This is a genomic window from Xenorhabdus innexi (assembly GCF_002632485.1).
GTDB lineage: Bacteria > Pseudomonadota > Gammaproteobacteria > Enterobacterales > Enterobacteriaceae > Xenorhabdus > Xenorhabdus innexi.
This window is the reverse complement of the sequence record NZ_NIBU01000047.1, coordinates 1-25347: the sequence shown is the minus strand read 5'-3', so window position 1 is coordinate 25347 and position 25347 is coordinate 1. Positions and strand designations below refer to the sequence as shown.

At 45.5% G+C, this 25347-nt stretch carries 19 protein-coding genes and 1 pseudogene; 5 read left to right on the top strand and 15 right to left on the bottom strand.

Translation table 11 applies throughout. The features are described 5' to 3' along the window. Positions 1 to 100: 100 nt before the first annotated feature. From Xinn_RS15450 to Xinn_RS15425, 6 genes and pseudogenes are all read right to left on the bottom strand, one after another. Positions 101 to 184: pseudogene (locus Xinn_RS15450) on the bottom strand (IS200/IS605 family transposase); the annotation flags it as partial. A 167-nt stretch (positions 185 to 351) separates the two neighbouring features. Then, positions 352 to 1047, bottom strand: coding sequence for a barstar family protein (locus Xinn_RS15445; RefSeq protein ID WP_086955512.1), 696 nt, complete (start codon positions 1045 to 1047; stop codon positions 352 to 354). 21 nt (positions 1048 to 1068) lie between these two features. Continuing rightward, positions 1069 to 5688, bottom strand: coding sequence for an RHS repeat-associated core domain-containing protein (locus Xinn_RS15440; RefSeq protein ID WP_099137684.1), 4620 nt, complete (start codon positions 5686 to 5688; stop codon positions 1069 to 1071). Between the two features lie 10 nt (positions 5689 to 5698). After that, positions 5699 to 6055, bottom strand: coding sequence for a DUF4150 domain-containing protein (locus Xinn_RS15435; RefSeq protein ID WP_086955511.1), 357 nt, complete (start codon positions 6053 to 6055; stop codon positions 5699 to 5701). After that, positions 6048 to 7265 carry a DUF2169 family type VI secretion system accessory protein gene (locus tag Xinn_RS15430; RefSeq protein ID WP_086955510.1) on the bottom strand — a complete coding sequence of 406 codons (1218 nt, stop codon included), beginning with the start codon at positions 7263 to 7265 and terminating at the stop codon, positions 6048 to 6050. Before Xinn_RS15430 ends, Xinn_RS15435 begins: the two co-directional genes overlap by 8 nt. Positions 7266 to 7280: 15 nt before the next feature. Continuing rightward, positions 7281 to 9410: a type VI secretion system Vgr family protein gene (locus Xinn_RS15425; protein WP_086955509.1), complete on the bottom strand. Its 2130-nt coding sequence runs from the start codon at positions 9408 to 9410 to the stop codon at positions 7281 to 7283. A 298-nt stretch (positions 9411 to 9708) separates the two neighbouring features. Here Xinn_RS15425 and Xinn_RS15420 point away from each other — a divergent pair, with 298 nt between their 5' ends. Next, on the top strand, positions 9709 to 10452 hold the full coding sequence (locus tag Xinn_RS15420; protein WP_086955508.1) for a 4'-phosphopantetheinyl transferase family protein: 744 nt from the start codon (positions 9709 to 9711) through the stop codon (positions 10450 to 10452). A 59-nt stretch (positions 10453 to 10511) separates the two neighbouring features. Here Xinn_RS15420 and Xinn_RS15415 read toward each other — a convergent pair whose 3' ends face one another. Together Xinn_RS15415 and Xinn_RS15410 are read right to left on the bottom strand one after the other, a co-directional pair. Then, positions 10512 to 11057, bottom strand: coding sequence for a LeuD/DmdB family oxidoreductase small subunit (locus tag Xinn_RS15415; protein ID WP_086955507.1), 546 nt, complete (start codon positions 11055 to 11057; stop codon positions 10512 to 10514). Continuing rightward, positions 11054 to 12352: a 3-isopropylmalate dehydratase large subunit gene (locus Xinn_RS15410; RefSeq protein WP_086955506.1), complete on the bottom strand. Its 1299-nt coding sequence runs from the start codon at positions 12350 to 12352 to the stop codon at positions 11054 to 11056. Before Xinn_RS15410 ends, Xinn_RS15415 begins: the two co-directional genes overlap by 4 nt. Before the next feature lie 353 nt (positions 12353 to 12705). Between Xinn_RS15410 and Xinn_RS15405 the strand changes: the two genes are divergently transcribed. After that, positions 12706 to 13617, top strand: a complete 912-nt coding sequence (locus Xinn_RS15405) for a LysR family transcriptional regulator (protein WP_086955505.1) — start codon at positions 12706 to 12708, stop codon at positions 13615 to 13617. On the opposite strand, the gene Xinn_RS15400 is transcribed toward Xinn_RS15405, so the two are convergent. Together Xinn_RS15400 and Xinn_RS15395 are read right to left on the bottom strand one after the other, a co-directional pair. Then, the gene (locus Xinn_RS15400) at positions 13549 to 14163 is read right to left on the bottom strand and encodes a DUF3156 family protein (RefSeq protein WP_244590222.1); all 615 of its coding nucleotides are present in this window, start codon (positions 14161 to 14163) and stop codon (positions 13549 to 13551) included. The genes Xinn_RS15405 and Xinn_RS15400 overlap by 69 nt on opposite strands. Then, positions 14138 to 15631 (bottom strand): APC family permease, encoded by a 1494-nt coding sequence (locus Xinn_RS15395; RefSeq protein WP_086955504.1) that lies wholly within the window; start codon positions 15629 to 15631, stop codon positions 14138 to 14140. The genes Xinn_RS15400 and Xinn_RS15395 overlap by 26 nt, the downstream gene beginning before the upstream one ends. 405 nt (positions 15632 to 16036) lie before the next feature. On the opposite strand from Xinn_RS15395, the gene Xinn_RS15390 reads away from it, so the two are divergent. Continuing rightward, positions 16037 to 16762: a response regulator transcription factor gene (locus Xinn_RS15390; protein WP_086955503.1), complete on the top strand. Its 726-nt coding sequence runs from the start codon at positions 16037 to 16039 to the stop codon at positions 16760 to 16762. Here the strand turns inward: Xinn_RS15390 and Xinn_RS15385 are convergent. The 4 genes from Xinn_RS15385 to speA form a co-directional block, all read right to left on the bottom strand. Next, complete coding sequence (locus tag Xinn_RS15385; RefSeq protein WP_086955502.1) at positions 16725 to 17522, bottom strand: L-threonylcarbamoyladenylate synthase; 798 nt, start codon at positions 17520 to 17522, stop codon at positions 16725 to 16727. The genes Xinn_RS15390 and Xinn_RS15385 overlap by 38 nt on opposite strands. A gap of 56 nt (positions 17523 to 17578) precedes the next feature. Beyond that, complete coding sequence (locus Xinn_RS15380) at positions 17579 to 18064, bottom strand: YbhB/YbcL family Raf kinase inhibitor-like protein (RefSeq protein WP_086955501.1); 486 nt, start codon at positions 18062 to 18064, stop codon at positions 17579 to 17581. A 335-nt stretch (positions 18065 to 18399) separates the two neighbouring features. Then, positions 18400 to 19326, bottom strand: a complete 927-nt coding sequence (gene speB, locus Xinn_RS15375; RefSeq protein ID WP_086955499.1) for an agmatinase — start codon at positions 19324 to 19326, stop codon at positions 18400 to 18402. Positions 19327 to 19698: 372 nt separating this feature from the next. Further along, positions 19699 to 21612, bottom strand: coding sequence for a biosynthetic arginine decarboxylase (gene speA / locus Xinn_RS15370; protein ID WP_086955498.1), 1914 nt, complete (start codon positions 21610 to 21612; stop codon positions 19699 to 19701). Between the two features lie 936 nt (positions 21613 to 22548). On the opposite strand from speA, the gene metK reads away from it, so the two are divergent. Together metK and Xinn_RS15360 are read left to right on the top strand one after the other, a co-directional pair. Next, positions 22549 to 23703, top strand: a complete 1155-nt coding sequence (gene metK, locus Xinn_RS15365; protein ID WP_086955497.1) for a methionine adenosyltransferase — start codon at positions 22549 to 22551, stop codon at positions 23701 to 23703. 125 nt (positions 23704 to 23828) lie between these two features. Continuing rightward, positions 23829 to 24353 (top strand): SprT family zinc-dependent metalloprotease, encoded by a 525-nt coding sequence (locus Xinn_RS15360; protein WP_086955496.1) that lies wholly within the window; start codon positions 23829 to 23831, stop codon positions 24351 to 24353. A gap of 19 nt (positions 24354 to 24372) precedes the next feature. On the opposite strand, the gene Xinn_RS15355 is transcribed toward Xinn_RS15360, so the two are convergent. Further along, the gene (locus tag Xinn_RS15355) at positions 24373 to 24717 is read right to left on the bottom strand and encodes a DUF6694 family lipoprotein (RefSeq protein WP_086955495.1); all 345 of its coding nucleotides are present in this window, start codon (positions 24715 to 24717) and stop codon (positions 24373 to 24375) included. Positions 24718 to 25347: the final 630 nt, after the last annotated feature.

The window sequence follows — 25347 nt, the reverse complement described above, 5'->3', positions numbered from 1 at the left end:
GAGGGCTTCTTTTTGGGCATTTGTCAGGGTAATTTTCATGGACACAATCTTGATCTGATAGGAAGGAAAAATCAAGCAGCTTCAATTACGATGGGTATATCAGTACTGGGTACCTGTATTTCGTTACCCACACGAAATGATACTCAATCTGAAATACCGTGTGGCTGCCATATCTGTAATCCATATTGCACCTCTCGTGCAACAGAGTATCGCAGCTAAAGCTGACCGACTAAAGTCGGTGGTTTTAACCTTTCACATGGAAAAATAAAACCGGAAGATCATTCCGGCTTTATTTAAGTCAATAGATCGATAACATCAATAAGCCCTTAAGGGGATTTATACATTAAAAATTCACTTTAATTCTATATTAAAATAATCTTCTAATAATGATAGTATATATTCAGATGAAGATTGATAATATCCTTCTGGGAGACTGTTATCAATAGATTTAAATGATAATTCACTATCACTCCAAATGATATTTTTATTTTCTTCAACCAAATCATTTAGTAAATCACATACCGCATTAAGGTTATTACCTATATATCCATAATTTCCAAAGAGAGCATATCCTAATTCACAATAAAATGAATAATAGTCTTGGATGTATTTACCTTCGATAATTATTTTTTCATTTTTAATCTCTCTTGGGAATCCATTTTTTATATAACATGCTGATATATACTTTCTTTTCAAACTTCCTTTCATATCTAACCAAATTCTTTTTTCATCCTCATTTTGAAATTCCAAAATAGATAATGCACCCACCTCATACATTCCAGATGAAATATTTAGATTTAGAAAGAAATTGTTTTCACATGCACTAAACTTGTTGATTATAAAATCAAAATCCAGTCTACCTTCAAAATCCTCACATTGAAGTGAATAAGATTCATTCTTGCATAAGTCAAGGTATTTTATATCTACACCACAAAACACAAAAGAATAAGCTCCTTCTGTGCCATTATAATCATAAAATTCAACCAGTTTATTAAATGAAAGCACTAATTCTTCAGAAGTGTTGAATATTTTATATTTACTGCTCATTTTCAGGACCTTTTTATCATATTAATCTAATTCTTTAACTACTACATCAAAGATTCGTTTGTAATGCTCATGAGTGAAGCCAATCATTTTTTTACCATTGCCTAAATCTTTCGTTAATATTCTCATATCGTTATTTCCTGGAACTACCTGCCATTCCAACGCTCCCTTCCATCTTTGTTGGTCTGCCTCTCCATGACCTTGAAAAACAGTTTGCGTATCTTTTGTATTGCGTTGAATACGAGGGATCCCTTTCCCATTCAAAATATCATTAATGGCTTTATTCATTGCCTCAATCTGATGTGGTTTAGGCGGATTATTTTTAGGCGTTTTTTTGAGAGAAGCTGCATATTTCTTGCAATTGTCACCCGCCAACCCAAACGGATCGACCCATCCCGTCGGATTATGCACATACCCGTATGGATTCACCCCGCCCAGCAGCCCTATCGGGTCTGACGAGATGTACTGCGCCGTCTCCGGATTATAGTAACGAAAACGGTTATAATACAACCCGCTCTCTTCATCCGCATACTGCCCGCAGAACCTGAAATGACAGCCCACATGATAATCCGGATCATTGGACGCAATAACCTGAGACTTTTCGGCTTTTCCCCACGTTGTCAGCCGCTGAGCCCAGACCAGCGTGCCGTTTTCATTGAGTATCTCTCGCGGAGTGCCTTGATGATCGCTTACCACATAATGCAGCTTGCCCCGCTCAAAACGCGCAGCAGGTGTCAATGCGCCCGGCTCGTATAACCAGCGGATACGCTGATCTTCTACCGGAGTACCATCGGCATAAACCGGTGTTTCTTCAATCAGCTGATCACCGCTCCACAGGTAATCGTGCCCCATGATGACATCCGATTTAATATTTAAGTCCGGTTTGCCGTCCAACCAACGTTGGAGATTGGCTGCCGCCAGTTTACCATCATGGACTTTGAGCTTGCGGGTACGCCGCCCGAAAGCATCGTAGCGATAGTGCCAACGTGATCCGTCTGGGGTTTCGCAGTGGGTAAGCTGGTTTTGTGTATCCCAGCGGTAGCGCCACACCTGCGGGCGGAATCCGTCTCGCTGCTCGGTTTTTTCGACCAGCCGTCCGTTATCATCGTAAGCATAACGGACATTGCCCCGATGTACGACCCGTCCGCTACGCTGGGACTGGGCAATATTATCCATCGCCCCCCGCGCATCTACAGGCAGGTGCTGGCTCAGGTTGCCATTAGCATCATAACGGAACTGCTCTTCATACGGTCGCGTACCATCAAACAAAGTATGAAGTATCTGGTCATTAGTGTTGTAGTGATATCGCGTTTGCCCCCAGCGGCTGTCATCAATCACCCGCACATTGTGAGCACGGTCATATTGCCAGCTTCGGTTAACCGCAGAGGCTTGCGGTGGAAAATGCGGGTCATTTTGTGCCAGTGTTTCCCTGAAAAACTGAGTGGCCTGCCCTGCCGACTGATGTGCCAGCAGGCCGGTCGCGGTGTAACGGCTGGCAAGGATAAACCCGTTAGCACTTTCGCGTACGGTTTCCCTTCCCAATGCATCATGCTGGAAGGTCAACGGTGTATGCTGGTTAAGCTGAAAATGGTTCAGTGCACCTGTTTGGTTATAGCCAAAGTGCAGGACATTCCCATCAATACTTTCATTGATCGGGCGTCCGGTCAGGTTATCCCATTCACGAATGATTTCCCGTCCGTTGATACGCTCACAGGTGGGCAGCCCCGTGGTTTTGTCATACTCATATTCCACCACCGCATCGTCATTGACGGCTTTAACCAGTTGATGACGTTTGTTGTATTCGTAGGTGGTGGTGGCTTTAAGCACCAGCAGCTCTTCTTCTGGCTGCCAACTTTCTTGTTTGACCAGCAAGTCGGCGGCAGAGTAATACCAGCGTAATTGTTGGCCATCAGGATATTGTGCCTGAATTCGGCGTCCCAGTTTATCGTATTGATAATCAACGGTACGTCCGGTGAAATCGGTTTCCCGAATTATCTGACCACCCGCATCCCGCTCATAACGATAAGTTTCACCGGTGGAGGCAGTTACTGTTCTGAGGCGGGTCAGACGGTCATAGCCAAAATGGAGAGTAGTGCCATCCGGTCGGGTAACCTGATTGAGCAGATCAAAAGCACCATATTGATAACGGGTAGTTCGGCCTTCCCCGTCAGTGACAGCCACCACGCGCCGTTCACTGTCATATTCCAGTTTCTGGGTGACGCCATCTGGCAATTCAACTTCGGTCAGGCTGCCATGGGCATCACTGTAACGGTAGTGAGTCTGTTGTTTCAGCGCATCGGTGATTTGACGCAGGCGGCCCAGTTCATCCAGTTGCAGGCCCGTTGTCTGCCCATCGGGGGTCATCACCGCCGCCAATCGTTGTTGCGCGTCATAGGCATAGTGCCATTGGCGACCATCCGGTAACAAACGCTGGCGTAATTCGCCATGAGTACCGTATTGGTATTCTTCCCGATGACCAAGCGGGTTGGTCAGCGCGGTCAGGTTGCCCTGTTCGTCATAGTGCCATTGCCAGCGTTCACCGGTGGGCAACACACTTTCCGTTAGTTGTCCGTGTTCATCATAACCGTAAACAAAAGTCTCACCCGTAGGCAACACCATCTCGGTCAGGGCACCATCATGATTGTAGTCAAAGGTGGTAATTCGCCCTAGCGGGTCGGATTCCCAGACTATCTGACTGTGACGCCATTGACGACGGGTGATACGGCCCAGCGGATCAACTTCACGAACCACCAGCCCGTTATGATCATAGTGGTAGTGGCTTTCTCCCCCTTCCGCATCCAGATAGGTTGTAATACGGGCTTGATCGTCATAACGGAAACGATCATTCCAGTAACCGTTGGCTGTGGTCGTGGTTAGTGCCCGCCCGCGTTCATCGTAGGTAAGATGGACATCCGTTTGATCGGTATCATGCCAGCGGATCATCCGTCCATGCGCGTCATATTCATGCCACAAATGGTGATGCTGGAATACTTCGCATTCACTCAGATACCCCTGTGGATTATATTGGCAAGTCACCAGCCGCTGTTGTTTTTTATGTTCAAAGTAATCTACGGTTTGAAGCTGCTGATCCTGATAGTCCAACACCAGCCGGAAACCGTCAGTGCGCCTGACTTCAATCAGTTGCGACTGTTTATCATAGATAAACTGGATTGTGTTTTGTCGGCGATCAGTGATCGCGGACAGTTTGCGGATCTTGCCGACAGCATGGTTAAAATGGTAGCTGAGCTGGGACTGGCGATCAGTCAGTTGTAATTCACTATTCAGTTCACCGATCAGCAAGTAATGAGGAATATGCTGGTTACGGGCTAATACCGTATTATCCGGTGTGCTGAAATCGTAAATTACCCCATCCGCATCAGTGAAATTCACCTTACTATCGATCAATTCCAACTGACGTGACCAGTCATCCGCCCATTTCGGACCGAACAGGCCGTTGTATTTAGAGGTAGAGCGATACGTACGGGTCAGGGTGATGGGCAACAGCCCAGGAATGGCAATAACCGGCCAGACTTGCAGAAAGTCACCGGTAGCCACATCGACAGGTTCGCCTTGTGTACCACAGGTTCCATTACAGCTTCCTTCCTTGTTGTTGGATTTGTTGGTTACTGAATCCTGTCCCGTGTTTTGGGAATTGTTTTGTGAAGGCGTGACAGTGTTCGACGATTGCCCTTCGATTCTGGCACCTTCTGCTACTTTGCCTTCCTCAGTAAGTACTTTTTTTTCAATTTTGTTTGCTGCAGTATCGACTTGTTTGGCCGCAGCAGCTAATTCAGTTGTGCTTTTCCTGATAACATTAGTCTTCCCAGAAGGCAAACCAATTATATCGAGAACCTCGACCTCAAATATTCCTGCTGCTTGTGCTCGGTTGCTGGCGGTTGCTTTCCAGTCATTCAGGTTAAATTTCCCGCTTTGCTTTTTCTGAATGTCTGCGACTTCACGTACCGTCTTTGCTTTTTCTGTTTCACCATATATTTCAAGCCATCGGGCGGTCTCTTCCGAGTCTTTGGCACTTTCAAAATAAGCCCCTTGGATATAGGATTCTACCGTGTCAACCACGATGTTATAGGCACCTTTTGCATGTCCTTTAGCCCGCTCAACCGGATTTTTCATCCCTTCAACATGATTAATGGCCTTCTCCTGTGCCCAATCAACAACGTCGTCTTTGGCTTCTTTTGTGGCTTCCCATGCTTTTTCCCACCAACCTTTTTCTTCCGGTGTTTCTGCTTTAGGTATGGTATTGGCTTCTGTCACCGGCACTTGCGCCGATGGGGCTTGTGCGACGATTTTTCCTAACGTGTTGCCTTCACCGGTCGGGCTATCATCTCGAACTGGGGCGGGAAGGGCATCATTGGGCTTGGGATGCTCGTCTTCTTCTTTTTTTTCTTTTTCCTCTTCCCACTCCTTCAGTGGAAACTCCCCGCTTTTGAATTTATCTACCGCGTCTTGTACAACCCGCTTGAATTCCTCAGGTGTCCATGATGTATTTGGGCCACCCACCTCACTGAAGGGGAAGATATTGTCCGAATATTTGAGGGCCTTTTCGGCTCTTTCTTGCGTATGAATGGTGAAATTTTCGCAAAATGCCTTGGCATTATATCCCGTAATCTCAATTATGACTGTCATCGCTTTTTCCTTATGCCCCATTCATCCAGAATTCATCCCCGTGGCGCAGTACCAGTTTATTGCCTGCCCGGACGGTTTTTGTATGGGCTTTGGGATGGCACTTTGCCCCCACCGTGCCACTTTTGATGCCATTGGCCACACCTGCCTGATCACCGAGTGTCGACGGCACAAAGCTCTGGGCAAACACCACTACCGGCTGGCCATTGGCGCGCACACTTTTCGTCGGTACGGAACTGTCTGCCAGTTTGGCAATGACCGGATACGGGATCGGCGGGGTTATCGGGCCAATCGGGGTTTTGCACACGTCGGGTAACATGCCGACTATCAGCCATTCGCCTGCGGTACGGGCGATATAGTTATCAGCCATCCTTTTTCTCCTCTTCCAGTGGAGCCATTTTGAGTAACGGGGCATCCGGGTTGATTTCAAACCGCGCTTCAGCGACCCGCACCGGTAAGGATGTTTTGAAATTCAGGCGGCAGGTCATATGCAACGTTCTTGCCTCGCTGTCGATAATTAACGTGTCCATACGCATCGGCACCGGTAGCAAAATGCCATTTTGCATCCGCAGCAGAATAAACGGACGGTGTCCCGGCAAGTTGATATGCAGTTCACCATTCGGTGTCAGGCCGCTTAACGTGATGGCAATATCCGTGTCCGGCCAGTCAATTTGCTGGTCAGCCGGTGCACCGTTCCAGTAGCCAAAATCAAAATCTTTCGGCAAGTAGGGATGACGATGCTCTAACCAGTCCGCATCGTAAGTCCCGGCCAGCTGGCGGCGGGGCAGCCACGGACGGCCGATAAAACCCATGCCTTGTGGCTGGCAGGCGGGGGTATCGGGTGATAACGTTCCGCTCAGTTGAGCAGCAAAATGCTGCGCCGTGAACGGCACATTGGGGCAGGTAATGCGCGGGGCAGGGTAGCGGGTGATTTGTTTGGCCTGTGCATACCACGGCGTGATAAATCCCATCCCCAGCGGGTTGCTTTCACAGGCGGCGTGTGCAATCGGGGCTTTTTCGCCGTCTGGGTGTTGCTGGCGCTGTTCCGGTGTCAGCCGGTCATTTTCCTTAAGCTGAGCACCGGCTTTATCATCTGCCTGAATTTTGCATTCACCGCCAAAGGCGTAGCGGTAATCCAGCGGCAGTGTTGCAAATGGTTTCGGGTCAGTCAGTTGCCAGTGACCGTCAGTATCACGGATAAATTCCTGCTCACCAGTGACGGTCAGGGTTTTGTCGAGCAGGGTCTGCCCCTGCTTGCTCCTGACCTGCAACCGGACAGGAAATTTAGTGCAGGGCCGATTATCCGGCGCATAAGCCGTACCGTTGACAATCACGTCACAGCGCGGTTTAAACGGCGCAAGGTCACTTTCCTGTAATACCTGAGAGGCATTCATCCGCCCACGGTATTCATCCTGTAAACACAGCGGCGGCGCGGGCAGGAGTTCAGCACTGTATTCTCCTTGTCCGGCAGGCAGGAGCTGGTAGCCGATTTTCATTACGGCGACATGGTGCTCCACATCTTCCACATCCAGCATGGAATAGTTCATCACTGCAAAGGGGGTCAGGTTACGAAATTCCATCTCAGTCTGTCTTCCTTAGTTCAGGTCGATATCTTTACCAGTGATTTGCACCGGACCACTGGCCTCAAACTTGAACTCACTACCCTGAATCGTGATTTTGCCGCTGCTGTCCATACGCAGAACGCTTGCACCACATTGCAGCTCAATCACATCCCCGGCTTTGATGGACAAGGTATTGCCGACGACCACGGATTTGTGGGCGCCCACCTGTTCGGTTTGGCTCAGGGCTACACCCGTATTCATCGCTCCCCCGACGGTCAGGGCATAGGCGAGGCCGACCGTTTCTGTCCGCGTGAGGTCAATGGTGGCATTCTGATGCCCTTTGACCCTGATGGTTTGATTTTTATCCACGGTTTCGGTGTGATTGGCCAGTACCTGCGTATCCCGGTTATTGAGCACTTTGGTCTGCATATCTTTTTGGGCGTGCAGGGAAAGCCGTTCGCTGCCTTTGGCATCTTCAAACAGCAATTCGTTGTAGCCTTCACCCTTGTGGGTTTTGGAGCGGAATGCCATCTGGGTTTTGCTGCCCGGCAAGGCACCCGGCGGGATATTGCTGGCATGGTAAGTCCGTCCGGTTACTATTGGCTGGTCAGGGTCGCCGTGCAGAAAATCCACCACCACTTCCTGCCCGATACGTGGGATAGCCAGCATTCCCCAGCCCTGACCGGCCCAAGGCTGGCTGACCCGTATCCAGCAGGAGCTGTGGTCATCACTCTTACCGTATCTATCCCACGGGAATTGCAGACGCACGCGTCCGTACTGGTCACAGAAGATTTCTTCCCCCGCTGGGCCAACCACTTTAGCGATTTGTGGGCCATCCATCACCGGTTTGGGCAACGGTGCCGGACGCCAGTTCTGGTTCTGGCGGATAAAGTAGAAGTGGCTGTGCAGCGTGGTGCCGCTGCCGCCGGTTGCTGTCTCCAGCGCACCCGGCTGGCTGCCGCTGTGGCTGGCAGAGACGGTCTGCCATGACTGATTCAGGTCTATGCGGGGATGATTACCCAAAATAAACAGTTTGCCCGGTTGCAGGGCGATCGCATTGCCGCTGCCTTGCCCCATGACGGCATCGCTGCGTAATGCCTCAAGACGGTAGCGGGTAAAATCTTTGCCATGCGCCTCATCTTTGAAACGACCGGGGTAGTCGTAGTGCTCGTAGTACAGTTGTTGCAGGTTTTCATCCCGCATCTGCTGGTGAAATTCGGCTGGCCACGCTGGGTTCTTAAAGGTGTAATCTTTCAGTTGCACCTGCGCCGGTCGCACCTGTGCGCTGTAGGTCAGGCTGCTGATGGCTGGTTCTCCCAGCGTACTGGCTTCTCCGGGCTGATACGGGATCATCATGCCCGGTGGCACAGAGCCGCAGTCGTCGGCGAAGACCAGCGTGTTGCGTCCGTTACTGCATTCGAAAAAGTAGAAAATGCCTTCTTCTGCCGTTAACCGTTGCAGGAAGGCAAAGTCACTTTCCTGATACTGGACACAGAATTCCCGCGCCGGATGAGGATGGCGCAGGCTGAAGATCACATCACGGATATTGTGTTCTTTCAGAATGGTCGTGATGATGGTGGCGATATCCTGCTGCTGGAAAATGCGCGAGTTCTGTCTCAGGGTCGTGCGCCACAGGTCAGGCCGGATAATCATCTGGTAAGTGGTTTGGTGCAATCCGGTGTTACCCTGCTCAAAGCGAGAAACGACACCCGTGATGCTGCGTTGCTCGATACCGTTTTGCAGAATAGTCAGCGTGGCGGTGCGATCCAGTACAGCCGGAAAGTCGATAGCCGGGTCGGCACTCGCCAGTCCCACACTCAGGCTGAACGGCTGGGAAAAACTTTCGTTCAGGGTGAAATCCGTCACCACAAACGTCTGCGGCAATAAGCCCCCTGCGGTCAGGGTGAATTGCAGGCCACTCGGGTCACGCCCGCCCATCAGTATCTGAGCCGCTTTTTCCAGCGCTTTAGTGGCTGTACTCTGCCCCCCGACTGCACGCGCTGCCAACTTTTTCCCACCCGCAAAACCTCCCCCCGAAGTTAAGCCTGACGCACCACTACCCAATTTACCGGCAACCTGTTTTGCTTTCTGAACCGCCGCTTGTCCCTGCTGAATAAGGGCTTGCCCTTTCTGCAATTTATCGATGTTCTTCTTTATTGACATGATGTGTCTCCCTGAGATGGTCGAACGTTATGTAATAGGCATCCCGCCTGATAGCAACGCAGGCCATAACATTCGGGTACAAGATTTAAATCTAACTCATATTGTTTCCGATAAATTGGCTAACTCAGGACGCAATACGTTGTTTTTCGATAAATTAGTGGTGGGAAAATGCTGCGGAAGGCTCTTGTGACTAAAATTGGTGTACCACTTCATATTCAATTACGATGACTATATGGCAAAATTGGTTAAAGACAATTTATCAACATTTCTGAATAACGATCATTTCTGACTAAAAACAATGAAAGAAATTACCTTTATCCCTGTACAGACAACGATTACCACCAATGAGCCTTTTTTCACCGCGATACAAAGGGGCTTATTATCAGAGCATCCTGATATCCAGATTATGCTGACTTATTTTACTCAAGGCAGCTATCGGGATGATTTATTTACTGAGTATGGCATTGTTTATCCTGAACGATTGCAGAATGCTGTCACTAAACGGCGGTCGGAGTATCTGGCTGCCCGTTACTGTGCCTGCCAGATATTAAATAATATGGGATACCCTGAATTTCAGGTGGCATCAGCACAGGATCGCTCTCCTATCTGGCCTGAAAATATCTGTGGCTCTATATCTCATTCAACCAATTGTGCTATTGTTTTCGCGGCCTCAAATGATAAATATCAACTGGTCGGTATTGATATCGAAAAAGAGATCAAGCAGGAAACTATCGACAGTGTTTCAGCCAGCATTATTAATGAAACAGAGGCGGAATTACTTGCAAAGTCTCCGCTGACTTTTATTCAGGCATTCACCCTGGCCTTTTCTATTAAAGAGAGTCTTTACAAAGCACTTTACCCTCATGTGAAGCGCTTTTTCGATTTTCATGCAGCAGAAATTGTGGAAATTGACTGCGTTCATCACACTGTGACCATAAAATTACTACAAACACTTTCTGATGATTATCAGGCGGGTTCTTTGTTTCAGGGAAATTTTGTTCTGATGCCGCAGCAACAGTTATTGACCTATATCGTAGGGTAAAAACTGTCAGTAAAAAAACTGCCAGCCTATCATTTGCTGGCAGATTTTACGTTGCATGATTATTTTATGCGACCAGTTGCCCGCGCATAAGAAAATAGTCCACCAGCAGCCACAATATTGGCCAGTTCACCAACAGGGTCGGTCGGGTATTTTTCAGCACTTTCCAGCAGAGTTACCGTCTGATTCTCAATATCAATCTCAATGCTGTCACCGGTAACTAACTTGTCACACAAACGCTTCTGGGCAGCAACAGGCAATACTTCACCGGTGGAAACACAATTACGAAAGAAGATACGGGCATAAGACTGAGCTAGAACGGCTTTTACACCAGAAGCTCCCAGAGCCACGACAGCATGCTCACGAGAAGAACCACAGCCAAAATTCTGCCCTGCCACAATAATCGGATATTTCGCCTTACCCTTTTCTTCATCGATAAAAGGCAGTGCTCCTTCCGGTAATCCGCACATCGCCAGTGAGGCCAACTGAGCATAACCCTCAGGTGAAGAAGGATTTATTTTGATATATTCCCCGGCCAGAATCTGGTCAGTATCAATATTGTCCTCCAGAACATAAACCTGACCACGAATGATATTTTCCTTGCTCATAAAAATTCTCCCGGATTAGTGATCTGGCCAGTAATCGCTGCCGCTGCAACAGAGTACGGTGAAGCGAGGTAAATATTCGCGCGTTTATGCCCCATTCTGCCGACAAAATTACGGTTGGTCGTGGATATCACTGATATCGGATCATTAACGCGACCAAACGTATCCTGTGGGCCACCGCAGCAGGCTGCACATCCAGCTTCAGCAGAAAGCTTTACTCCCGCATCGGTTAAAATCTGATAAACGGAAACGCCTTCAATCTGAGTTGTGATGGTTTTATGGAATACTTCTTTTGTTGCAGGCACTGCGTAAGTCGGAATTTTAACTTTATGGCCTTTTATAATACGGGCAGCGGCGACAAAATCCTCAAGCTTGCCCCCTGTACAGGAACCGATATAGGCCTGAGAAATAGCAACATTGGCAACTTTTTCAATGGACACCACATTATCCGGAGAGTGTGGTTTAGCGATTTTCGGCTGCATATCTGAAACATCGATATTTACCACACGGCTATATTCAGCATCTTCATCGGGGTAAACAATCTCAAAAGGGAGTTCATTCCGCTCTGCCAGATAATCAAGCGTTGCCTGATTCGGTACCATAATGCCATTTTTAGCACCACACTCAACGACCATATTACAAATCGTCATACGTTCTTCGACAGATAATTCATCGGTGACATTACCGCCGAATTCAATCGCCTGATAGGTCGCTCCGTCCACGGTCAGCTCTGACAATACCGCCAGAATCATATCTTTAGCCAGAACATGAGCGGGCTTAGTGCCGGTAAAGTTGACACGAATAGTACTCGGCACTTTGAGCGGGATTTCCCCAGTCCCGATAGCATAGGCAGCATCAGTAATCCCCAGCCCAATCGCAAATGTTCCGAAAGCACCGGCTGTCACGGTGTGAGAATCTGTCCCCAACAGAACTTCTCCGGGGCGGGTATGGCCTCCCTCAGCCAATCCGATATGACAGACACCTTTATAATTAGGCGTTCCGACATCATAGAAATATTTAACGTTCTGCTCCGCAGCAAATTCACGCATCATCCGTATATTCTGATTGGCCTGCGGATCAGCGGAGTAAACAAAATGGTCGGGGATCATGATAAAGCGGGTCGGGTCCCATATTTTGGCATCCTGACCGAACTCTTTTTTAAATACACTGGCTACACCGGGGGCACAAGGGTCGTGAGACATCAGGATATCCACTTTTGCCCAAACCACTTCGCCCGGTGTGACCTGTTTACGTCCACTCGCCCGCGCGAGAATTTTTTGTGTCATAGTTTGGTTCATCTCACATTGCCCTCCAGAATATTTAGATTAGACATGCCGAAAAAGAATATACCCGTCGTCTTTCAAGTTGCTTCTTTGTTGGCTGCGCTCGCTCACCCCGGTCACATAGTTATCTATGCTCCCGGGGATTTACTCCCTTGCCGCCGCGACGCATCTTGAAATCCATAAGGTATAGATTGTTATTGTTATAAAATAATTACTCCTTATTGTGACAAAATACCATCGTTCGGTTCACTGTTTCTGTCATGGAACAGTCGTTCGTTAAATGAAAAATTTCTTACCGGAAATAGCGCCTTTCTTCGCAGAACCTGTGATATGTTATGGTTTTTCGGGGGAAATCATCAGGTTACTTTATGAATAATATTGAGAATCTCAGCTCAATGGTGATTTTTGCCCGCGTCGTGGAAACATTAAGTTTTACCGATGCGGCAAAATCATTAAGGCTTTCCAAATCTTCCGTCAGTCGTGAAATCGCCCAATTAGAGGTCAGGCTGGGAACTCAGTTACTCAACCGAACCACACGCAAAATTCAGGTGACAGAAGTCGGAATGAGTTATTACCAATATTGTCAGCGTATTCTGAATGAAGCCAAGAACGCCGAACGTTTTATCCGTAATTTCCATGAAGAACCGATGGGAAGCCTGCGCCTGATTGCACCGGTATCCTTCGGCAGCCAGTGTATTGTTCCTGCTCTGAACAATTTTGTTGCCGGAAATATCCATGTCAGTGTCGATCTGGAACTGACCGACCGGATCATTAACATGGAAAAAGATCAGTGTGATATCGCCGTTGTGGTAGGACGAGAAACGCCGGATCATCCACTGGTGATGCCCCTTATTGATATCACTTGGGGGCTTTATGCCACGCCGGATTACATCAGCCAGTTTTCCCCTATAGAAAAACCGGAAGATCTCCCCCGCTATGATTACCTGCTGTTTCGCGGCCCTGCCCACACCATCTCTCTTCCGTTTAAAAAGGAAAGAAATAAATTTGATATTGAAGTGCGCAGCCGTTTTCGCATCAATAATAGTGTAGCATTGATGAGCTCAGCGCTGGCGGGAGCCGGTATTGCTTACCTGCCGGATTATATTACTCATGAATCCGTTGCCGCCGGAAAGCTGGTAAGGCTTCTTCCCGAATGGGACATGGATATCTATCGATCCTGGATCTTGTTTAAATCCGAAGAAACGCTTTCTTCACGTGTGAGGCTTTTTGCCAATACTTTGCAGCATAAGCTGATTAACCAGATGCAACATACTGAGTAAACGATAACGCTGCTCTGGTGTTAAACGCAGATAACGGCGAGTCGCCGGAAGTCGGCTGACAACTTCAGAAGCAGCAAAATGCTCAATTTCGCAATGCCATTTCCCCTCCCTGATTTGCAGGCTGCATAGCCGGAAATCCAGCTCTGCTAACGTCTGTCGAATCACCGGATATTGTTCCAATTGTTCAATCAATTTCAATCCGTCTTCCTGTTTTGAAAAGAATCGTATCTGCTTTTTACGCAGACTTCCCCCCGTTTTTACCTGTATATCGGCATTCAAAGGCAGACTTATCACGCCGGAAACAGAAAACCGCGTATAAACAATAAATGCCATAAACAGTTTTTTTACCCTTTCGGTGATGCATATTGCCAACTGTTCTTCAGGCCTGACAATCAGTTCTTCCGGCTTATTCCTCTCACAATGATATGGCTGGAGATCACGCTCCAGCCGATTAAGTGTCAGGCCTGCCTGATAACCGGCAGGCAAGCGCTGTTTATTGATTTTCTGCCAGAAAGAAGATTTAGCGGAGGCTGCGTAATGGCTCAAGTTTAATCTCCTTCAATTCAGTTTCAGAGAACGTTTTAGACAAAACCTCTTCCACTGCGACAGGTTTAAACGGATTTACTTTCTGAACAAATATCGTCCATACCAGTGCGTAAGATGCTGTTAAGCCAAGCATTACCATAAACGGAATATAAACATCCGCTTTATCCATTCCCGGTGGCGTAATGTATATAAGAGCGATGATAATCCCTACACTGGAAATAATCTGCGGTAGCGGGAAAAACGGAGATTTATAGGCACGATGTAGATCAGGACGACGAATACGCAGCAGGATGACGGAAATGGTAACTAACAGATAAGCGGTTCCCCAAGAACAGACCGCAGCCAGTACCAGCGGCATAATGCGGTTCAGATCACCCTGAATAGCAAAAGCATGGACACAGGGGATCAAAACAGCCACAAAAATGCCGAATATTGGTGTTTTGAACCTTGGATGCAGATAAGTAAAAATACGGGGCAAAGTACCATCAAGTGCCATGCCGTATAAAATACGGGGAACGGCTGCCATCAGCGTATTAATTGTGGCCGCCCCTGCCAGCAGCAGGCCAAAACCAATCCAGTATTTCCCAAAATCACCCATGACCTGACCGGCAAATGCCGGAATTGCCATTGGCGTTTCCAGTAAACTGACATTATTGACCGGATCAACAATGACGTTTTCCACCTGATGCGTCATGGCTGCGCCGTACATAAACATACAGAACGCCACACCACACAACCCGATTGTCATTGCCCGTGGAATAACTTTTGCCGAATTTTTAATTTCCGGTGCCATTGGCGTGACCAGCTCGCAGCCCATGAACATAAACATCGCCATCCCGACCAGGCTTAATACCATTGTCGGATCAGAGACATTCAGCGCCTGACCAAACCAGCCATCAACTGAAGTGTGAAATGGCATCAGCAGGCCACACAGACTAAAAATCACCAACGTACTCCACATGGCAAACGTCAGTACAATTTCCACTTTACTGAATGCCTCAATCCCAAACGCATTCAGCAGACCGAAGGTGATCACCAACCCTACTCCAACCATCCAGGAAGCGTTATTGTTCTCCATCACGCTATTGAGGCTTTCAAAGTTAACCAATGCCATAATGCCGGAAAGAATGGTTTCCGCAGTTCCGGCAAAAACATGCACAATCAAATAGGCAGAAAGTGCCCCGGTTATTGCCCAGAAGCGCCCCATACCACAAGAAATATAATCATAGACTGATCCGGAAGTAGGCAAAATCGCGGCGGCTTCAGAAAAAGTCGTTAACTGTGCCTGCATCACGATAAAGCTGAGAAGTACAGCCAGAGCGAATGTATCGCCACCAATCCCGAACCCACTGGTTACAGTTAAAATGACCGGACTTGCCATAATCACACCAACAGAGCTGGCAAGTGTTGTCGGAAAACCAACCTTCCCCTTCTCAATATGTGATGTTAATTTTGAGGACATATTCATTTTTCTTCCCCTCTTTTACCCTGAAATACAGCCGATTTGATTGTGAGTTTTTGTAAACAAAAGGTGACTGTGATTTAACTATAGGGATAAGGGGAAAAGTGTTGCCATCATTCTAAAGAACGACACCCAAAAGAGGTATCTCATACCGGTTTTTGCCGAAAAGTACCGAAGAAAAAGATAAAAAATACCATAACTCAAGAAATATCAGTCGATAATGAAAAAACATCAAGTTAATATGTTAACAAAATAGAAGCAGGATGTGCAAAGTCAGCTTAAAAGCAGCCAAAATCTCAAAAAATAAGTTTTTAATAATGCAATCAATCTCACATTATTAACATGTATATTTTGTATTAGAAATCAGAAAAGCCATGATGAATTCATAACTGGATCAGACAGGTATCGTTAATGAATACATCCCCGTTCAACCACCATCAACAGACTCTGATTAATTGCTGCCTGAATACAATTGCTCACATTATTCCTGTGTCTGCCGCTGTTTATTATCTTGTTAATGAAGAGTGGCAGCCTGAGCATCATATTCTGTATGGCATCACACCTGATATGTATCAGGTATATTTAGAGTCTTTCACTCAGTCAGATCCTCTGCATCCGAAAAATTTCATAAATAATGAACAGCGTCTTGTCAGCATGAATGACAATATGAAAGAGAGTGGTCAAGCGTTTTACCACGATTTTATGCAGTCCAATAAATTAACAGATAGGGTCGAAATTTTTATCCGCCGTGGGAGTAAAATTCTCTCCGGTCTTTCAGTTCTGAGAGATTATCCATTCCGGCATCAGGAGATAATGCGGCTTAATACCATTATTCCTGTGGCTGAATTGATGACTTTTGATATTTTGCCTGACTCACAAATTGCATTCACCGCAAAAGAGCAGGAAATTATTCAGTTAGTCAGAGAAGGGGCCAGTAATAAACGCATCGCATTACAACTCAGAATTTCCCTTTCTACCGTGAAAACACATCTGCGTAATATTTTTGCCAAAGCCAAAGTGACTAATCGGACAGAATTAGTTTCTTCCGGTTTTATTAGCCGTAATTTGAGCGGGTACGGTACCGCACCCGCAGAAATTATCAATAATAGTTGCCGTGGCGGTAATCCCATGTCGTAAAAATATCAGACATGATCACCATGATTTTATGCACATCCAGACCTTTGCGGATCAATATCGGGCACGGTGTAATATCGCGCTGACCATTCTGCTCTGGTACTAATTTACCGCTGTCATCGACCATTGAAATCATCACACCCTGTTCATAACGGGTCTGTTCAGTCTCATTCGGCTGGATAGATTTCACATAATCATTCGCAGAAATAATCAGGTCTGCACGCTCTTCAATCCGCTCACCAATACACTCAACCAGACCCCGATTACCTTTGCCTGACGGATTAGCTGAACTGGCAAAAGAGAATTTACCGTATTCTTCCCACAGTGCTTTTGCCAGAATCTCGCCGGGTTTACCAAATTTAATGACAAAACAGCTCGTTCCACGACCATCCATCATCAGCTCTTTAGAACCATCGTCAGGAATACGCGCAACAGCTTCTTCTTTCCACGGCAAAATACAGCCCAACAGCACATCGTCATCCCAGTGTTTCTGGTAAAGCTCTTCAATTTCCGGGTTAAGCTGAGCCAGCTCTTTCAATTGTTCCAGAGATCCGCACAATACGACGCCGGGCTTATTGCGATTGCGCTGCTTGGCCTCAAATTTGCGCTCCAGCCCCTTTGCATCGGATGTCATAATGATGTAACCCACTTTAGTCGGACAGACAATCATTCCGCCATCATTAGAGAGGATCTCTACTGCTTCCTGTTGTAATCCTTGATTCCATTCAACTTTTTTGGGAGAAGAAAAAGCTTTGCTGCTCATAAATAGATACCCTTTTTTAAAAACTGAAGACCTTAAACCGAAAAACGATGAGTCAGTTAACGCTGGTAATAACCGGTAATTGTGGCGGTTGCCAGGCTATTGGCGTGGATCATAAAACGCGCAACCGCATTTGTTGTTTCAGAACCAATACCCAGTTTTTCTACTGACATGGCATGTACCGTGAAAATATAGCGATGCGCTTTATCTCCCTCAGGTGGACAAGCCCCTCCAAAACCAAACTGCCCGTAATCATTTTTGCTCTGAATTGTGCCAGCCGGTAATTTACTGCTATCACTCCGCCCTGCATCTGCGGCCAGAGCCTGTATTTCCAGCGGAATATCAAACGCTACCCAATGCCAAAAACCACTACCCGTTGGGGCATCAGGATCATAAACCGTGATGGCAAAACTTTTTGTTCCGGCAGGTGCATCTGCCCAGGCAAGCTCAGGTGAGCGATTACCACCGTTACCACCAAACTCATTGAATTCCTGCTCTTTGCTCAGGAAATCATTATTCTTAAATTCAGTTGAAGTGATTATCATGCTTATATCCTCATAGGAATGCCTTTTAAAACATCCTAACGCAGTTTTTCTATGCTGCAAGATTAAGCGAGGTTTTTGCGCGATTGTTCCAATTTGGCAACAATAAGTACGTTTGGGGGATACTTTTTATCTGTATACACTTCGTCTTTCAAGCTGCCTCTTTGTTGGCTGTGCTCACTCATCCCAGTCACCCCAGTCACATAGTTATCTATGCTCCCGGGACTTGCTCCCTTGCCGCCGCGACGCAGCTTGAAATCCATTGTGTATATAAAGGCTCAGAAAAAGCCCGCCATCAGAGCGAGCTTTCAAGCAGCGTTTATTTATAACTGAATATATCAGGCCGGTTTTTTTGATGCCTGCAAATATAATAACTCCAGCCCGATTGTAGCTGCCGCCAGCGCAGTAATTTCCGATTGATCATAAGACGGAGCAACTTCCACCACATCCATACCAACAATATTCAGCGGTTGCAGAGCCCGCAAAATTTTCAGTGCGCGATCTGAAGTTAAACCACCGATCACCGGCGTCCCCGTACCGGGTGCAAATGCCGGATCAAGGCAGTCAATATCAAAAGTCAGGTACACAGGCAGATCGCCGACAACAGATTTGATCTGCTCGACAACATCATCAACGCTGCGATCATTAACCTGCCCAGCATCTAACACTGTGAAATCATTGTCTGTATCGTGTTCAGTGCGAATACCAATCTGGACAGAATGTGCCGGATCGATCAGTCCCTCGTTTGGCGCATGGTAAAACATCGTCCCATGATCAAACTTGCTGCCGTTTGGATAAGTATCGGTATGAGCATCAAAATGCACCAGAGCCATTTTACCGAAATGCTTTGCATGGGCACGCAACAACGGTAGTGTGACAAAATGATCCCCACCCAAAGTCAGCATTTTTTTGCCTGATGCCAGCACTTTCTCAGCATGAGCCTGTAGTTTGTCGCTCATATCCTGAGCATCACCAAAATTGAATACCAGATCACCACAATCAACGACATTCAGACGCTTACGCAGGCTGAAGTTCCACGGCCAGCGGCTGCTTTCCCAGGCCAGATTTGTCGATACCTGACGAATCGCGGCTGGCCCGTGGCGACTACCCGCCCGGCCGGATGTCGCCATATCAAAAGGTACTCCTGTAATAACCCACTCCGCATCACTGGAATAAGGCTGAAAATTCAACGGGAAGCGTAGGAAGCCAAAGGCGTTTGAAACCAGAGAGTTATCGATTTGGTTTCCTAAGGAACTAATATTCATAATATATCCTCGAAAGCCTCATGTTTAATGAACACGGGACTTGATTACATTACGCTAACTTCACAAGAAGTCTTATTTTTAAATTTCATTTAAAAACAATATATTAACATCAAAAAACAAATAGTGGCTCACACTCACCAATATGGAGCATATAGTATTGGACATCATTTTTTCTTGCTACTCTTTTAAAGAGGTTAGGTTAAATAAACACGGTAATTATCAGAAAGAAAAAATAAAAAGAATAATTAAGGAAAGGAGTTAAACCACATAGAAATTAAATTAGTTTAACTTCTTGTTCAAATAAGCGATTACTCAGTTGATTATCATAAAATGGATTGAGAAGCGCCTCAATGCGCTTCTCAATTAATTAAATTACTCGTCTTCTAAATAAGTGTAACCGTACAGACCACTTTCAAACTCTTGCAGGAACTGCTCCTGTAGATTTTCATCCAAATCAGTCGATTTCACCTGATCACGGAAGCGGGTCAATAGTACCTGAGGCTCCAGTTTTACATATTGAAGCATATTAGCTACCGTATCCCCCTCTTCACTCTGCTGATAAGTCACTTCACCATTTTCTGCCACGTAGACATCAACAGCCGCAGTATCACCAAACAGGTTATGCATATTACCCAGAATTTCCTGATAAGCACCGACCATAAAGAAGCCGATCAGTGGGGGAGTTTCCGGATCATAGGCAGGCATTGGCATTGTTGTCGCCACACCATCACCTTCAATATAATGATCAATGATGCCGTCAGAGTCACAAGTGATATCCAGCAGGACAGCACGACGATCCAATGGCTTATCCAGTCCCTCAAGTGGCAGAACCGGGAATAACTGATCGATCCCCCAAGCATCCGGCATGGACTGAAACAGGGAAAAGTTCACGTAGAGTTTATCTGCCATTCGCTCCTGTAATTCATCAATGATCGGACGATGGGCGCGGTTACTTGGATCAAGATCCTGCTGAGTGCGGCGGCAGATATTTAAGTATAATTCTTCCGCCCAGGCGCGTTCAGACAGACTCAAAATTCCGTGAGCATACTGGGTATGAACATCGTACAGATCAAACTGACTGTCATGCAGCCATTCACGTAAAGACCGCTTATAGCCATCTGTCTGCATTTCCTGCCATGTATTCCACAGGCTCGTCAGAGGACGTGCGGCATCTTCTGCCGGTGGCGTTGTCTCGGTGAACTCATTACGCTCTACGCCAATAACATTGGAGATTAAAACGGTATGATGGGCCGTCAATGCACGACCGGATTCTGTGATCACCGTCGGATGCGGCAGACCGTTTTCCTCACAGGCATCCCCAATTCCCCAAATAACATTGTTCGCGTATTCATTCAGGCCATAGTTAACGGAGCATTCTGACTGGGAACGTGTGCCTTCATAATCCACTCCCAATCCTCCGCCCACATCAAAGCACTGAATGTTAACACCCAATTTATGCAGCTCGACATAAAAACGGGCAGATTCACGCACGCCTGTTGCTATATCACGGATATTCGCCAACTGAGAACCCAGATGGAAATGGAGTAATTGTAAGCTGTCCAGTTTTCCGGCTGAACGAAGAGTTTCAACCAATTGCAGAACCTGTGCTGCTGCCAGACCAAATTTGGATTTTTCACCACCGCTGGACTGCCATTTACCTGCCCCCTGTGAAGCAAGGCGTGCCCGTACACCAAGACGCGGGACGACATTAATACGCTCTGCTTCTTCCAATACCATTGCAATTTCAGACATTTTCTCGATGACCAGATACACTTTGTGCCCCAGTTTTTCACCGATCAGTGCCAGACGGATATACTCACGATCTTTATAGCCATTACAGACAATAACCGTTCTTGTCATACCTGCATGAGCCAATACCGCCATCAGCTCAGCCTTTGAGCCAGCTTCCAGACCGACAGGTTCCCCAGAATTAGCCAACGATTCAATCACGCGGCGCTGCTGATTCACCTTAATCGGATAAACCAGAAAATAGTCACCCTTATAACCATAGGATTCACGCGCACGCTGAAAAGCCGCATTAATGGAGCGCAAACGATGTTGCAGGATCTGAGGGAAACAAAACAGTGCGGGCAACTGCAACTGTTTCTTCTCTTTCTTCTCTTTCTGCACTTTCTTGACCAGATCGACAAGCTCAACCTGAGCTTTCGGCAAATCAGGATTTGGACAAACACTGACATTACCTAGATCATTGACGTAGTAATAGTTGCCGCTCCAGTATGCGATATTGTAAGTCTGGCGCATTTTACGGGCGATATTATCATTCATGGCAGTCTCCTTCATGGAGTAGAGGTTTGCCTTCACCTGTGGTCAATAACCCAAGACACTATATTTAGTGTGCGTATCTTGCGCATGAATAAATGTCAGGGAATAGCATGCTCTTAAATTATAGAAACGTTTAGAGGGAGCTAAACAATATGTATATTTACTGTTTGGTAATATGGCTTCTGTCCGAAGCGACCTGTCTACTCGAATGTTTCAGGTAACATCGGAATGAATTCATATTGATATGAGAGGAACAAGATGCGGATACATCAGTGGCATAATGTGGCTGTTGGTCGTTAACAATCAGCAAATAATGGTTCATAACCCCATTTACCCCACATGGCTTTTCATTATAAAAGCCGTTTCTCAATTGATGAGACGCAGAACACGCATAAAACGTACCCTGCAAACGCCTATAACTTGAAGTGCAAAAAACCTATCAGTTACGGGCGCTGTTTATACCTGTAATCTAACAAAATTGCAAAATGAAATTTATTGATACTTAACAGATATAGATAAGTTTATCCGATAAATCTCCATCGTTACCTTATAGAAAGTAAACAATCTCTTATGAATATAAGTCGCTGTCATCACTATTTGTCTGATTAAATAAATAAATACAATAAAATAACAATTTGAAAATACAGAAAATAGTGACTTTTGTTGATTTGAATTGGGGCTGATATTGGAAGTGTAAGAGCATGAATTGATCCAGCCCGCGACGTACAAAACGTATAATAGAGATAACCTGAAAGACGGTGGATATCATCAAACTAAACATTTCAGGAAATGACAGATAAGAAATTCAAAATGTCATACAACAAAAACTATTTAAAACCAAAAAAACTGGTATATTTAGTTATTGTGACTTAGACTAGCCGTCTAGATGGTAAAACATCCACCCTTAAACCGAGATTATATTTAAGGTAACCAAATATAATGACTACACACCTTTTTACTTCTGAGTCTGTTTCAGAAGGTCATCCAGATAAAATTGCCGACCAAATTTCCGATGCTGTTCTTGACGCAATCCTAGAACAAGATCCTAAGGCTCGTGTAGCCTGCGAAACTTATGTGAAAACCGGTATGGTTATGGTTGGTGGTGAAATTACTACCAGCGCCTGGGTTGATATCGAAGAAATTACCCGCAATACAGTGCGTGAAATTGGCTATACCAGTTCAGAAATGGGCTTTGATGCTAATTCCTGTGCAGTAATCAGTGCGATTGGTAAGCAATCACCTGATATCAATCAGGGTGTAGACCGAGCAGACCCTCTGGAACAAGGAGCTGGTGATCAGGGATTGATGTTTGGTTATGCAACCAATGAAACCGATGTTCTTATGCCAGCACCTGTTACTTATGCTCACCGTCTGGTTGAGCGTCAGGCATATGTGCGTAAGAACAAAACGTTGCCATGGCTACGCCCGGATGCTAAAAGTCAGGTTACATTCCAGTATGACAGCGGCAAAATTGTCGGTATTGATGCTATTGTCCTTTCTACTCAGCATTCAGAAGAAATTGGTCAGAAAGAGCTGCAAGAAGCAGTTATGGATGAGATCATCAAACCTGTTTTACCAGCAGAGTGGCTCACTCCGATGACCAAATATTTTATCAATCCAACAGGCCGTTTCGTGATTGGTGGCCCGATGGGTGACTGTGGTCTGACAGGACGTAAAATTATTGTTGATACATACGGTGGTATGGCACGCCACGGCGGTGGAGCATTCTCAGGAAAAGACCCATCCAAAGTTGACCGTTCTGCGGCTTACGCTGCACGTTACGTAGCTAAAAATATCGTTGCCGCTGGTCTGGCTGATCGCTGTGAGATTCAGGTGTCTTACGCTATCGGTGTTGCAGAACCAACTTCTATCATGGTTGAAACCTTCGGAACTGAAAAAGTGCCGACATCAACCCTGGTTCAGTTAGTACGCGAGTTCTTCGATCTGCGCCCTTATGGCCTGATCAAAATGCTGGATCTACTGCATCCAATTTATCGTGATACTGCAGCATACGGTCATTTTGGTCGTGAACAATTCCCGTGGGAAGCAACCGATAAAGCTGCGATCCTACGTGATGCGGCCGGATTGAAATAATCCTCTACTTTCAAAAGCCCGCCCATAACAAGCGGGCTTTTTCATATTAAGTTACTATTCATGTTCAATTACTACTCATGTTAAATTACTCTTCAAATTAATCTAATACAGAATTATCGCTGTTTATGAAATTCGTTAAAGTTCCGCTTCCATTACAACAAGCAGTTATGCGCACTTTGCGACAAAAAATGATGCAGGCAAGTGAGTTCCTTGAACAAACTTTTCCTGAACCCTGTGTAACCTACCGGCAAAGGGGGACAATTGCAGGAAGTGCTCGCTTGCAGGATTGGGAAATTCGTCTTAACCCTATTCTGCTCATTGAAAACGAACAATCGTTTATTGATGAGGTCATCCCCCACGAATTAGCTCATTTATTGGTTTACCATCAGTTTGGTAAGGTCGCTCCTCACGGTAAGGAGTGGCGTTATATTATGGAAACTGTATTTAAAGTATCTGCCAACAGAACCCATCAATTTTCAGTACAATCCGTTTGCAGCAAGATGTTCATCTATTGTTGTCACTGCCAGCAGCATGAATTAAGCGTCAGACAACATAATAAGGTGCTCAAAGGGAAAAGCTGCTATGTCTGCCGACAATGTGGGGAACGATTGACTCTTCTGGAAACAAGTAAACCGGATAAACCTCAATAACAATTAAAATGCCCCGGAATCAGGGCGCTTTCTTGTTTTGCTTAATTTTTTCTGCTTCATTAATGATCTGATCAGCTGTTTTTCCATTCAATGATTGGTAAAAGTTTTTTTCCAGACTTTCCATGGCTTCAAATTTTATATTTCCGTGCTGGTTATTCTTAAACAATTCATCAAAATCGATACTATGAATCATGACAATATTCAATGCATCATCAAATTTTAATTTCTTATCTTCAGGTAAGGTGTCCCTGATTTTTTCAATGGATGTTTTTACAGCTATTTCATTCGTTCCATCAATTTTAAGCTGTTTATCACACCCTGTTAATGTAAAACCCAACAAACAAATTACTAACAACTTTCTCATAATCAACCCCGCCCCAATAGCTGTAGTCTAATAATAGCAGAGTATGATAAAAATAAACTTACTTAACTGAAAAATTTATTATTAAATAAATCATGTTTACAAATCATTTATTATCCTTTTGTTTTTCAAACTACAATAATTCTTGTTATTTAACATTTATCACAACTTAAATGTAATATCATTATATAAACCAATAAGAATCATAAATTATTTTGATAAACCCAGTGTAATAAAATTAAAAAAACCACCTTTGAATTTGTAAATAATCGGAAATTTATATGACCACTTCATAAAAGTGGCCCTAATAAAATCCCCAAAAGCCCAAAAATCAATAATTACCCATGATTTTATTCCGATTAATTATTACTTAGTTGAAATATAAATATCAGCCTATTATTTATTGATATAGGTATTTTGTATTTAAACAAAAAATTAAGAATAGGCTCAATAAAATTTTTATATATATGGTTTCATAGACAGGATCTTAAGAATTAAGCCTTTCAAAACACGCATCCAATGTTTTGTTTTTACATGATTTTCTTTGTGGTGTTTTGAACGCGTTCTGGCATAAATATTCTTGTGCTTTTTCCAGCCAAAAATACGTTTCCGACCACGCCTTTTGGAGCAGGT